Source organism: Rhodothalassium salexigens DSM 2132 (assembly GCF_004341375.1).
GTDB classification, from domain to species: domain Bacteria; phylum Pseudomonadota; class Alphaproteobacteria; order Sphingomonadales; family Rhodothalassiaceae; genus Rhodothalassium; species Rhodothalassium salexigens.
In genome coordinates this window covers 175,030-187,275 of sequence record NZ_SLXO01000004.1, presented here as the reverse complement: position 1 = coordinate 187,275, position 12,246 = coordinate 175,030, and the positions used below count along the sequence as shown (strand labels likewise).

Genomic DNA, 12,246 nt, shown 5'->3' with positions numbered 1-12,246 from the left:
CGGCGTCGATCGGCTCCTGAAACCCCGTATCGGCGTTCATAGCGTCCTCCGGCCGGTGAAGCTGACTTCGAACAGCTCGGTGATCTCGAAAATCGCGGCAATCTTGGTCCAGGCGCGGGCCAGCGGGCCGGCCCGGCGGACCTTGGCCCGGCGACGTTCGATGAACCGGTCACCCGGCTTGGCGTCGATCGCGTCACCCTGCACGGTGACGGTATCGCCGGCGTCGACGGTGACCTGGTTGCCCAGGAGGACGTGGGCGCAGAAGAATTCTTCGGTTCGTTCGACGGCGACGCGGCACGGCACCTCGAACTCTTTCAGATGTGCCAGATCCGCCGGCGCGGGCCGGGACGGGGTCTGGTTCGGGTTGGCGGACGGGATCGTCATGAGGTTTTCCCTTGACGTGGTGGGAGAAGGGCCGCGAAGGCATTCACATTGTCGCGACCGAACGCGTTCAGGAACACATGCTCGTCAGTGCTGGGGTCGACCAACGACAGACGACCATCGTCCCACAGGATCAGCTTGAACGGTGCGTCCGAGCCGACGCCCTCGGCCTGGCGCTTGCGGGCCAGACCACGCATCAGCGAGCGGACGAAACCGTTGGTGCCGGCTGCCATCACCTCGACCAACTCGCCGGTATCGGCGTCGTGCACGCGCACCGAGCCGTCGCTATGGTCCGAGAACAGCAGCGATCGCTCCATCACCAGATCGGCATCGGGCGGGGGCACGTCTCCCTTGCCGGTCACGCGCGACCAAGTGGCCAGCGCCAAGCTCAAAGCGATCATGAGGCCCGCCGCGTAAAGCATCGATTTCGGGAAACGCTCGGGGCCTTCGGTCTCACTCATCGGTTCTGTCTTTCGCTCCAGGTTCGGGTGTCGCGGGCCTTTGGCCGGGCGTCGGTCAGGACGCGGCGGCCACGGCCCGCGGCTTGTCACTTGCCGGCTTGGCCGGCGCCTTGGTGGTGGTATTGACGGCATCGGCCTCGGCGGTCGGCGCACACGCCGTCTCCGGGTCCAGATCGTGATACTCGCACAGCGCCGCCGACAAAAGCCGTGCCACATAGTCGCCGTTGATCAGGCCCCGCAGCATCGGCTGCACAGCCCGATACTGCCGCGGCCGAACGTGCGGCCAAAGCAGCAGATACGCCGGCTTGTTGCCTTCGACCAGGGTCAACGGCAGATCGGTGGTGCCGTCGCCATGGGTCTTCAGCGCCGCGCTTTCGATGATCTTGAACGGCAGGTTGACGGTTTTGGACACCGCCACCCCGGCCCGGATCGCCACCCGCCGGTTAGTCACCGTGTAGACCGTGGTCTTGGCGATGGTCCAGGCGAGGAACGCCAACAGGCCCAAGCCCAGCACCGCGGGGGCGAGGATGATTGCGGCGGACGTCGCCGCCGCAATCATGCCCAGGCCATCCGACAGGCTGGCCACCAGACGCCAGACCACCAAAACCGCGAAATAGATCGCCACCGCGCGGATGTGGAACACCCGCAGCGCGATGGCCGACCAATGCGGCGCACCCTGCCAGAGGATCTTCTCCCCCTCTGGCGGCAATTCGGGCAGGCCGCGAACCGGCTCGTAATGGTCGTCGTCGTGGTGGGTCATAGCGCCGGCCCTGCGTGCTCCTTGGTGGAATACAGACGACCGCCGCCGAAGTAAGCGGTGATCTTCTCTTCCTCGAGCGCGGTGATCTGGTCGTTGCCCTTGATTTGCGGAATGTTCTTGAAGTCTTCCGCGTTGAGCGCGCTCACATAGATGCCCGGCTGCGTCGACGGCAGGCCGATCAGCTTGTTGAAGAAGGTGTTAGGGCCCTTCACGCGCATGAATTCGCGCGGCACCATCACGGTCTTCTTCTTGGCCAGCTTGGGCGTCGGCGCAGGTGCCGGAGCCGGTGCCGGTGCCGGCTTGGGTGCCGCCGCGACGGTCTGGTCTTCATCCTCGGGCTTGGCCACGCCTTCGCTCGCGGTCGCCACCGGCGTCGGCGCGGGCGTCGGCTTGGGTGCGGGTGCGGGCGCGGGCTTCGGCTGGTCAGCCAGTTCCACTTCCAAGTAGCGCACGATCAGGTCGGCCTTGTCGATCCACAGATCGCCCACGGTGCCGGCGGCCTTGCCGTCGGCACCGTACACGGTCATGCCGCGCGGATCGTCGTCGCCGTCACACGGGTAATAATCGGGATCGGCGCGCAGCGGCACCACCTTGTTGACGCCCTCCAAGGTCAGGTCGGGATGGTCGTCCCGCTCGGCCCAGGTCGCCGGACCGACGCCGTCGAGCAGCGGATTGCCGGTCGCCTCGAACGGCGAGCCTTCCCAGGCATAGACCTTTTCGATCGGCTCCTTGCGCTGGTCCTTGCGCCCGGCGGTCGCCGTGCCGCGACCGTGCGGCAGGGTGAATTCCTTCGGCTTGGGGAACCAGACCAGCCCGATGTCCTCGGGCGTGCCGTCGTCTTTCTCCAGCGGGTAGCCTTCCCGACGATCTTCGCGGCGCAGATAGAAGATCAGCCCCGCAAAGAAGAGCCAGAAGACGTAGAGCGTGACCTGCGCCACGTCCATATAGCCTGTTAATGCCCCGGTTTCCATTTCTACCTCCTGTGGCAAAGGCAATTAGCCCGGAAACTCGGCCAAGCCGAATTTCCGGTCGGTTGACTGGTCGGACGCCGGCGCATGGCTAACCAGCGGCCCGATCGCAGCCAGGGTTGCGAAGACGAGAACGAGTTCCAGCGCGTAGACCGACAGATAACTGGCCGACGGCTGAGCGAAAGGTGGGCCCAAGGCACCGGTTTGGCCCACCCAGATGAGCGCATCGCGCAAAACGCCGCCCAGCGCGATGGCCAGACCGGTGGCGGTGGCCTGCACCGCCCCCCAGGCACCAAGCGCGATGCCGCTTCGACCCTGTCGCGGATCCGACAGGGCCATGGCCGCGGTCAGCGTACCCACGGCGAACAGGCCGCCGCCGAACCCGATCAACACCGTCCCGGCGCGGAACAACAGCGGCGAGTTGAACGGCTCCGACAGGATCACGGCGGGAAACGCCAACAGCCCGGCCAGCGCACCGATGGCCGCCAGCCGACAGGCGTCGGCGCCGCGGGCGAGCCCGCGCGCGGCGAGCGTGAACCCCGCCAGCGTGCCGGTCGCCCACAGCGCGGTCAGCACCGTGGTCGCCCCCACCGACAGGCCCAACACCTCGCCGCCATAGGGTTCGAGCAGGATGTCCTGCATCGAGAACGCCGCCGAGCCCAGACCCACCGACAACAACAGCCGGCCGGCGCGCGGGTTGGCAACCAGCGCCCCCCAGGCGTCGCGGAACGACACCCGATTGTCGGCCTCGGCCATCGCCTTCTTGGTGAACCCGCGCTGGCGCGGCTCCTGCTGCCACAGCGCGATCACGTTGAGCAGCAAGGTCACCACGGCGGTGCCCGAAATCACCTGGATCAGCCGCAGATGGCTGAAATCGGCCAAGAGCGCCCCCAGCGTCAGCGAACTGGCGACCATGCCCAGCAGCAGCATCACATAGAGCAACGCCACCACCCGGGGCCGGCTGTGTTCGGGCGCCACGTCGGTGGCCAGCGCCAGCCCGGTGGTCTGGGTGGTGTGCAGGCCGGCGCCCACCAGCAGGAACGACAGCGCCGCGCCGGCCTCGCCAACGATCGCCGGCGCCTGGCCGTCGCCGGTCATGACCAGAAGCGCGAACGGCATCAATCCCAGCCCGGCCCACTGCAACATGGTGCCGAGCCAGATGAACGGCACCCGGCGCCAGCCGAGCACCGAGCGGTGATTGTCCGACTTGTGGCCGATCAACACCCGCGCCGGCGCGAACAGCAAGGGCAGCGCGATCATCGCCGAGACGAGCCCCGCCGACAGCCCCAACTCGACGATCATCACCCGGTTGAGGGTGGCGTTGAGCAGCACCAGCGCCATGCCCACCGAAACCTGGAACAACGACAGACGGAGCAGCCGGGCGAGCGGCAGCTCCGTGGTCGCGGCGTCCGCGAACGGCAGGAAGCGCGGCCCCACCTGGGACCACAGATCGGCAAAGCTGGTCGGCCGCTCGGTCATGCCTTCACCAACTCCATGCCCTGGCTGATATAGAAGCTGCTCTTGATCCGCCGCGTCCGGCCTGGCTGCCAGCCGGCCATCGCCGGCTCAGCCGCGATCCGCTTGCGCAGATTGGCCTCGGCGATCGGCTCGATGGCCGGCGCCCGGTCGCTGCGCGGGAAGAACCCGCCGACGAAATGCATGGTCGCCAGCAAGGGCGTGCGCGGGGCGAAGGTGAACACCACCGAGCCCCGGGTCCGCGCCGCCAAGCCGGCCAGGGCGGCGACCATGTCGCCGCCCTTGTAGTGGATCAGGCTGTCCATGGACACGATATGGTCGAACGCGCCCAAGCCGGGGTCGAGCATGTCGCCCGACAGGAACCGGATCGTGCCGCGGCCGAGCTTTTCGGGCGTCCGGTCGTCGGCCAGCCCGACCAGCGTCGGCGACAGGTCGATGGCGGTCACGTCGGCACCGCGCCGGGCGGCCTCGACCGCCAGCGCACCGGTGCCGCACCCGGCATCGAGCACGGTCTTGCCGGTCAGGTCCTCGGGCAGCCACGACAACAGCGTCTCGCGCATGGTGTCGCGCCCGGCGCGCACGGTGGCGCGGATACCGCTCACCGGCGCGTCGGAAGTCAGTTTGGCCCACGCGTCCGCCGCCGTCCGATCGAAATATTCGAACAACTGCTCCCGGCGCTCGCGATAGCTCGTGCTGTCCATCACTCGTATCCCAACAGGTCGAAGATATCCCGGTCGCGCAACGGGTTGGCGTCCAGGGGATCGCCGCCCGCATAGAGCGTCTCGGCCAGGTTCATATACTCGTCGATCACCGGCTTGAGCTCGGGCTCGGTGTCGGCCATCTCGAACAGGACCGCCTTTTTCAGCCGGCTGCGACGGATCGCGTCAAGCTGCGGGAACCGCGCCTTGGTCTGCAGCCCGGTGGCGGCGTTGAACTTGTCGAGCTGGTCGGTGGCCTCGCTGCGGTTGGCGATACAGCCGCCCAGGCGCACATTGTAGTTTTTCGACTTGGCCTTGATCGCGCCGATGATGCGATTCATGGCGAAGATCGAGTCGAAATCGTTGGCGGTGACGATCAGCGCCTTGTCGGCGTGCTGCAGGGGCGCTGCAAAGCCGCCGCAGACCACGTCGCCGAGTACATCGAAGATCACCACGTCGGTCTCTTCGAGCAGATGGTGCTCCTTCAAAAGCTTGACGGTCTGGCCGACCACATAGCCGCCGCAGCCCGTCCCGGCGGGCGGCCCGCCCGCTTCGACGCAGCGAACGCCGTTATAGCCTTCGTAGACGAAGTCCTCGACCTCCAGCTCCTCGGAGTGGAAGTCCACGTCTTCAAGCGCATCGATGACCGTGGGCACCAGCCGCTTGGTCAGCGTGTAGGTGCTGTCATGCTTGGGGTCACAGCCGATCTGCAAGACCCGCTTGCCCATCTTGGAGAACGCCACCGACAGGTTCGACGAGGTGGTCGACTTGCCGATGCCGCCCTTGCCGTAGACCGCGAACACCTTGGCGCCCTCGATCTTCAGCTTGGGGTCCATCTTGACCTGGACGCTACCGTCGCCGTCCTCACGCTTGTTTCGGGTTAGAGTTGTCGTGCTCATGCTGCGGCTCCTAGACCGACGCCTTCGAGTTGATCTTCCAGTTCCTCGCTCGCTTGTTGGAGCCGCTCCAGCGTCTCCTCGTCGGGGTTCCAGAAGTTGCGTTCATGCGCCTCCAAAAGGCGGGAGACCATTTTGGCCGAGGCGGTCGGGTTCAATTCGGCCAGGCGGCGGCGCATTTCGTCGTTCAGCAGGAAGGTTTCGCTGACCTGCTGATACACCCAACCGTCCACCTGCCCGGTCGTCGCCGACCAGCCCATGGTGTTGGTCAGATGCTCTTCGATCTGGCGGACGCCCTCATACCCGTGCTTGAGCATTCCCTCATACCATTTCGGGTTCAGCATGCGGGTGCGGGTTTCGAGCGCCACCTGATCACCCAAGGCCCGGACCTTGCCCTTGCCTTGCGTCTGGTCGCCCACATAGACGGGGACATTGGCCCCGCCGCGGGATTGCGAGACGGCCTTGGAGATGCCGCCTAGCGTGTCGAAATAGGTGTCGATGGTGGTCACGCCCAGTTCGACCGAGTCGAGATTCTGGTAGGTGACGTCCACATCGGCGAGCATGGTCTTGAACAGCTCTTCCTGCTGCACCGGCTTGCCCTTGCGCCCATAGGCGAAGCACTTGCGCTTGGTGAAGGTGTCGGCGATCTCGCCGCCCTCGTCCCAGCGGCCGCTGTCGACCAGATTGTTGACGTTCGAGCCATAGGCACCGTCGGCATTGGAGAACACCCGCAACGCGGCGGTCTCCATGTCGCAGCCATGCTTTTCCATATAGTCGAGCGCGTGGGCGCGGACCTTGTTCAACTCCACCGGCTCGTCCGCCGTGGCCGCCAGCCAGCACGCTTCGGCCAGCATCTGGGTCTGCAACGGCAGCAGGTCGCGGAAGATGCCCGACAGGCTCATCACCACGTCGATGCGCGCCCGGCCCAACTCGTCGAGCGGGATCAACTCGGCACCGCACAGCTTGCCATAGCTGTCGAGCCGCGGCCGCGCGCCGATCAGCGCCAGGGCCTGGCCGATGGCGGCCCCCTCGGTCTTCAGATTGTCGGTGCCCCACATGACGATGGCGATCGAGGACGGCAGCGCGCCGCCGTCTTCGAGATAGGTGGCGAGCAGGCGCTGCGCCTGTTCCGCGCCGTCCTTGAGCGCGAACGGGCTCGGGATGCGGAACGGGTCGAAGCCGTGCAGGTTGCGCCCGGTGGGCAGGATGTCGGGCGTGCGCAACAGGTCGCCGCCGGGTGCGGGCGGCACATAGCCGGCGTCGAGCGCGTGGATGAGCGCGTCCACCTCGGTGTCGACGCTCAACTGCGCGTCCACCCGGGCCAGCTTGTCGAGCATGGCACGACGGCTTTCCGCCTGCTCGTCGGACATCTCTGCCTCGGCGCGGCGCCACAGCTTGAAGGCGCCGGCGGCGTCGCGGGCGGTCACCAGATGCTCGATCACCGCGCGCTCGGGCCGCTCTTGATAGCTGGCATCGGCCACCGACAGCAGCATGTCGATGCGCGCCTGTTCGCCGAGCGGCTCGCCGACCACGTGCAGGCCGTCGGGGATCAGGGTGTATTCCATCTCCAGCAGGTCTTCGCCGAGCTTGGTGATGTGCGCTTCCACATCGCCCGACCAGTCGGCGTCGGCCTCGACCAGGTCGAGCGCTTCGGCCTGCGCCTTGATGGTCTCGACCATCTCGGCCTCGCGCGCCTCGGCGCCCTGCTCCAGCTTGCGCCAGCCGTCGATCGACGCCTTGAGTTCTTCCAAGCCCTTGTAGAGCCCGGCATGGGCCACCGGCGGGGTCAGATAGCTGATCAGCGTCGCCGCCGCCCGGCGCTTGGCCACCGCGCCTTCCGACGGGTTGTTGGCGGCATAGAGATAATAGTTGGGCAGATCGTGGATCAGCCGGTCGGGCCAGCACGCCTCGGACATGCCGGTCTGCTTGCCGGGCATGAATTCGAGCGCGCCGTGGGTGCCGAAGTGCAGCACCGCGTGGGCGCCGAAATCGTCGCGGATATAGCGATAGAAGGCCGAGAAGGCGTGGGTCGGCGAGAAGCCGCGCTCGAACAGCAGGCGCATCGGGTCGCCCTCATAGCCGAACGCCGGCTGGATGCCCACGAACACATTGCCGAAATGCGCGCCGAGCACGAAGATCGACCGGCCGTCGCTTTGCTGCCGGCCCGGGGCGGCCCCCCACTGGCCTTCGATCTCGGACAGATAGCGCTCGCGGCGCACATGGTCGTCGGCGGAAATCGCCTGGGCCACATTGGCGTCGGTGCCGTATTGGCTGGCATTGCCGTGCAGCACCGCGTCGCGGAACGCGTCCACATCGGCGGGCAGGTCGACCGTATAGCCCTGGTCGGCCATTTCCTTGAGCGTGCGATAGGCGGACTCGAACACCGACAGATAGGCCGCCGTGCCGATATTGCCGGCATTGGGCGGGAAGTTGAACATCACCAGCGCCACCTTGCGCTCGGCGCGGCGGCTGCGGCGCAGCGCCACCAGCTTTTCCAGGCGCGCGGCCAGCATCTCGACCCGCTCGGGGTGGCTGGCCATCTCGCGGCCCATGGCGCCGGGCTTGGCCGACCGGCCGCCGAACACCATCGGCCCCGTGGAGCCGTCGAGTTCCGGGATCGCCACCATGATGGTGGATTCCACCGGCATCAGCCCGCGCTCGGACTGCTCCCACTCCTGCACCGACTGGAATTCCAGCGGGTGCGCCGCCACATAGGGCACGTCCAACTGCTTCAGGATCGTCTCGGCGGCGCGCGCGTCGTTATAGGCCGGCCCGCCGACCAGGCTGAAGCCGGTCAACGACACCATGGCGTCGACCACCGGCTTGCCGTCCTTGAGGAAGAATTCCTCGATCGCCGGGCGCGCGTCGAGGGCGGCGGCGAACACCGGGATCACCTTCAGCCCGCGCGCTTCGAGCGCCCGAATGGCACCGTCATAATGGGCATGGTCGCCGCTCAACACATAGGAGCGCAGCACCATGACGCCCACCGTGCCCTTGGCGCCGTCGTTGCGGGCGATGGCGTCGAGGTCGCGGATATCGTCGGTGACCTTGTCGGGCAGGTCGGGGTGGAAGATGCCGTTGTCGGGATATTCCTTGGGCGGCGGCGTGGTCAGCGACCCGGCGAGCCCGGTCCGCGGCCCCGAGGCGTAGCGGTTGATCAGGAAGCGCATCAGGCGCTCCATATTCTCTTCCGAGCCCGCCAGCCAGTATTGCAGGACCATGAAATAGGCGCGCACGTCCTGGGCCGTACCGGGGATCCATTTGAGGATCTTGGGCAGCCCGCGCACCACGCTCATCTGCTTGGCGCCGCTGTTCTTGCCCTTGGACCCGCGCAGCTTCTTGAGCATCGCCATGGGGCCCTTGGGCTCGCCGTCCATGGAGAACTTGCCCATCGACGTCAGCCGCATGATCTCGCCCGACGCCATGGCGCCGATCATCACGTCGCACTGGTCGCGCCGCGCCTGCAGGGCCGGCAGCACCGCCTGGATCTGGTCATCCAGGAACAGCATGTTGGCGAAGATGATGTCGCCGTCGGCGATGTCCGCCTTGGCCGCCTCGACCGCCGAGGGATTGTCGGTCCACTCGGCCGCGGCGTGCAACGAGACCTCAAGGCCCGGCACATCGCGGCGCAAGATCCGCGACGCTCGCTCGATCGCCCCGGACAGATGGCTGTCCAACGTGATGATAACGACCTTCACGGGCGTCGGATCAACGGCCGAAGTGGGCTTTGGCATCGTACAAGGTCTCCACCGTTATCGTCGCGACCCCATTGTCGGCCGCGAACTTTTCGGTATTCCGCCGGACTTTGCCGCGCACGAAGAACGGAATCTTCTTCAATTCCTGGAGCGCGCTGTCGTCCCAGTGGGTGCCGGCCTCGCCCGTCGCATCCGCCGCCGGTTCGACCGCCGACCCATTGGTCGCGGCCGCTCCATTGGGCGCCGATGGCTGGGGCTGAACCCGGATTTCTCCCTCGCCGGCGGTTGCCAGATGCGAGGGCATGGCGTCGTCGTTGAATTCGAAGTCTTCCCGGAACATGCCGAGCAGATGCTCTTCAAGCCCCATGACCAGCGGGTGGACGAAGGTGTCGAACAGCACATTGGCGCCTTCGAAGCCCATCTGCGGCGAATAGCGAGCCGGGAAATCCTGCACGTGCACCGGCGCCGAGATGACCGCGCAGCCGATGCCGTGGCGTTTGGCGATGTGGCGCTCCATCTGGGTGCCGAGGATCAACTCGGGCGCGCTGTCCTCGATCGCCTTTTCCACCGCCAGATAGTCGTCGGTGATCAGCGCTTCGAGGCCCAATTCCTTGGCCATGGCGCGCACGTCCTTGGCGCGCTCGCGGCTGTAGGTGCCGAGCCCGACCACGTCGAAGCCCATCTCGTCGCGGGCGACGCGGGCGGCGGCGAGCGCGTGGGTGCCGTCGCCGAAGATGAACACCCGCTTGGCGGTCAGATAGTTGCTGTCCACAGAGGCCGAGTACCAGGGCAGCCGGCTTTCATTGGCCGCCAGCACCGGCTCGGGGTCGATGCCGGCCAGCGCCGCCACTTCGCGGACGAAATCCTTGGTGGCCCCGACGCCGATCGGCACCGTCTGAACGTAGGGCTGGGCGAAGGTGCGCTCCAGCCATTTCGCCGCCGTCAAGCCGATCTCGGGGTAGAGGACGATGTTGAAGTCGGCCTCGCCGAGCCGGGCGATATCGCGGGCATGGGCGTCGAGCGGCGCGGTCACCGCCACCTCGATGCCCATCTCGCCCAGCAGCCGCTTGATCTCGACCACATCGTCGCGGTGGCGGAAACCGAGCGCGGTCGGGCCCAGCAGGTTGACCCGCGCCGGTCGGTCGGCGGGGCGCGGCGGGCGCTCGGTGCCCGGCGCCGGCGCGTGGGCGCCGGCCAGGCCGCGGACCATCTGATAGAAGGTCTCGGACGCGCCCCAATTCTCTTTCTTCTGGTAGCTCGGCAGTTCGAGCGGCACCACCGGGATGTCGAGCCCGATCGCCTCGGCCAGACCGCCGGGGTCGTCCTGGATCAACTCGGCCGTGCAGCTCGCCCCCACCAGCATGGCCTGGGGCTTGAACCGGGCATAGGCGTCCTGCGCCGCGTCCTTGAACAAGACCGCGGTGTCGCCGCCCAGGTCGCGGGCCTGGAAGGTGGTGTAGGTGACCGGCGGGCGCTTCTTCAGCCGCTCGATCATGGTGAACAGCAGGTCGGCATAGGTGTCGCCCTGCGGCGCGTGCAGCACATAGTGCACGTCGTGCATGGCGGTGGCGACCCGCATGGCGCCCACATGGGGCGGCCCTTCATACGTCCAGACGGTGAGTTCCATCGTGCGTTCCCCCTCAGGCCACCAGGCGCGTCTTGCGATTGAGCGGCCGGGCGAACAACTCCGCCAGGTCACCCGCCTGCTCGAACCCCTGGATCGGGGTGAACACCAACTCGATCGACCATTTCGTCGTCAGCCCCTGGGCCTCCAGCGGATTGGCCAGCCCCAGACCGCACACGGTGATATCGGGCCGGGCCGCCACGCAGCGGTCCAGTTGCTTCTCCACATGCTGGCCTTCGCTGAGCATGGCGTCGGCCGGCAGCAGGGCCAAGTCGGGGCCATGGATCGTCCGGTTGAGATAGGGCGTGCCCACCTCGACCAGTTCCATCCCCATCTCGCGGTTGAGGAAGCGCGCCAGCGGGATCTCCAACTGGCTGTCGGGGAAGAAGAAGATCCGCTTGCCTTCGAGCTCGGGGCGATAGCGGTCGAGCGCCCGGTTGGCCCGGTCGCGGTTGGCCGCCGTCGCCACGTCCACATGGGACCCGGGCAGGTCGAGCGCCTCGGCCGCCGCCTTGAGCCACAGCGTGGTGCCTTCGACGCCGAGCGGGAACGGCGCGTTGACCTGCACGGCACCGCGGTCGGTCAACGCCTTGGCGGTGTCGGTCAGGAACGGCTGCGCCATGATGAAGCGGGTATTGGGCCCCACCGGCGGCAGATCCTGGCTGTTGCGCGGCGGGAAGAAGCGGATCGGCCCCAGGCCCGCCTTGTCGGCGATGCGGGTGATCTGATCCTCGACCACGTCGGCGAGCGTGCCGACCACCAGCAGCGACGGCGCCGCCCCCGGCGCCGCGTCGGGCAGGGTCGGCACCATGGCGGTCAGGCAGGCGTCCTCGCCCTGGGTGAAGGTGGTCTCGATGCCGCTGCCGGAATAGTTCAGCACCCGGACCTTGGGGCTGTATTCCACATTGAGCCGCTCGGCGGCGCGCGACAGGTCGAGCTTGATCACCTCGGACGGGCACGAGCCGACCAGGAACAGAAGCTTGATATCCGGCCGGCGCTCCAGCAACTGACGCACGCAGCGGTCCAGCTCTTCGTTGGCGTCGGCCATGCCGGCCAGGTCGCGTTCGCCGATGATCGCGGTGGCGAAGCGGGGCTCGGCAAAAATCATCACCCCGGCGGCCGACTGCAACAGGTGCGCACAGGTGCGCGACCCGACCACCAGGAAAAACGCGTCCTGGATCTTGCGGTGCAACCAGACGATGCCGGTCAGACCGCAGAAGACCTCGCGCTGGCCCCGCTCCTTGAGAACGGGACGGTCTTCGGTGCACCCGGGCGCGGGTGCCATGG

Annotated in this window: 10 protein-coding genes; all 10 read right to left on the bottom strand. The window is 67.2% G+C overall.

Features of this window, described 5'->3' with window-relative positions; all coding sequences use genetic code 11:
* Positions 1–36: 36 nt before the first annotated feature.
* The 10 genes from EV659_RS07355 to EV659_RS07310 are packed head-to-tail and all read right to left on the bottom strand — an operon-like array spanning position 37 to position 12,244.
* On the bottom strand, positions 37–384 hold the full coding sequence (locus tag EV659_RS07355) for a hypothetical protein (protein ID WP_200287373.1): 348 nt from the start codon (positions 382–384) through the stop codon (positions 37–39).
* On the bottom strand, positions 381–842 hold the full coding sequence (puhC, locus tag EV659_RS07350; protein ID WP_165878776.1) for a photosynthetic complex assembly protein PuhC: 462 nt from the start codon (positions 840–842) through the stop codon (positions 381–383). The genes EV659_RS07355 and puhC overlap by 4 nt, the downstream gene beginning before the upstream one ends.
* Positions 843–897: 55 nt before the next feature.
* On the bottom strand, positions 898–1,602 hold the full coding sequence (gene puhB, locus EV659_RS07345; RefSeq protein ID WP_132708221.1) for a photosynthetic complex putative assembly protein PuhB: 705 nt from the start codon (positions 1,600–1,602) through the stop codon (positions 898–900).
* A complete protein-coding gene (puhA, locus tag EV659_RS15125) occupies positions 1,599–2,573 on the bottom strand; it encodes a photosynthetic reaction center subunit H (RefSeq protein ID WP_132708220.1) in 975 nt (324 codons plus the stop codon). The genes puhB and puhA overlap by 4 nt, the downstream gene beginning before the upstream one ends.
* Positions 2,574–2,597: 24 nt before the next feature.
* Positions 2,598–4,049, bottom strand: a complete 1,452-nt coding sequence (locus tag EV659_RS07335) for a BCD family MFS transporter (protein ID WP_132708219.1) — start codon at positions 4,047–4,049, stop codon at positions 2,598–2,600.
* Positions 4,046–4,747 (bottom strand): magnesium protoporphyrin IX methyltransferase, encoded by a 702-nt coding sequence (gene bchM, locus EV659_RS07330; RefSeq protein ID WP_132708218.1) that lies wholly within the window; start codon positions 4,745–4,747, stop codon positions 4,046–4,048. Before bchM ends, EV659_RS07335 begins: the two co-directional genes overlap by 4 nt.
* Positions 4,747–5,643, bottom strand: a complete 897-nt coding sequence (gene bchL / locus EV659_RS07325) for a ferredoxin:protochlorophyllide reductase (ATP-dependent) iron-sulfur ATP-binding protein (protein ID WP_132708217.1) — start codon at positions 5,641–5,643, stop codon at positions 4,747–4,749. The genes bchM and bchL overlap by 1 nt, the downstream gene beginning before the upstream one ends.
* Positions 5,640–9,374 carry a magnesium chelatase subunit H gene (locus EV659_RS07320; protein WP_132708216.1) on the bottom strand — a complete coding sequence of 1,245 codons (3,735 nt, stop codon included), beginning with the start codon at positions 9,372–9,374 and terminating at the stop codon, positions 5,640–5,642. Before EV659_RS07320 ends, bchL begins: the two co-directional genes overlap by 4 nt.
* On the bottom strand, positions 9,349–10,962 hold the full coding sequence (bchB, locus tag EV659_RS07315; RefSeq protein ID WP_132708215.1) for a ferredoxin:protochlorophyllide reductase (ATP-dependent) subunit B: 1,614 nt from the start codon (positions 10,960–10,962) through the stop codon (positions 9,349–9,351). The genes EV659_RS07320 and bchB overlap by 26 nt, the downstream gene beginning before the upstream one ends.
* 13 nt (positions 10,963–10,975) lie before the next feature.
* A complete protein-coding gene (locus EV659_RS07310) occupies positions 10,976–12,244 on the bottom strand; it encodes a ferredoxin:protochlorophyllide reductase (ATP-dependent) subunit N (protein WP_132708214.1) in 1,269 nt (422 codons plus the stop codon).
* Positions 12,245–12,246: the final 2 nt, after the last annotated feature.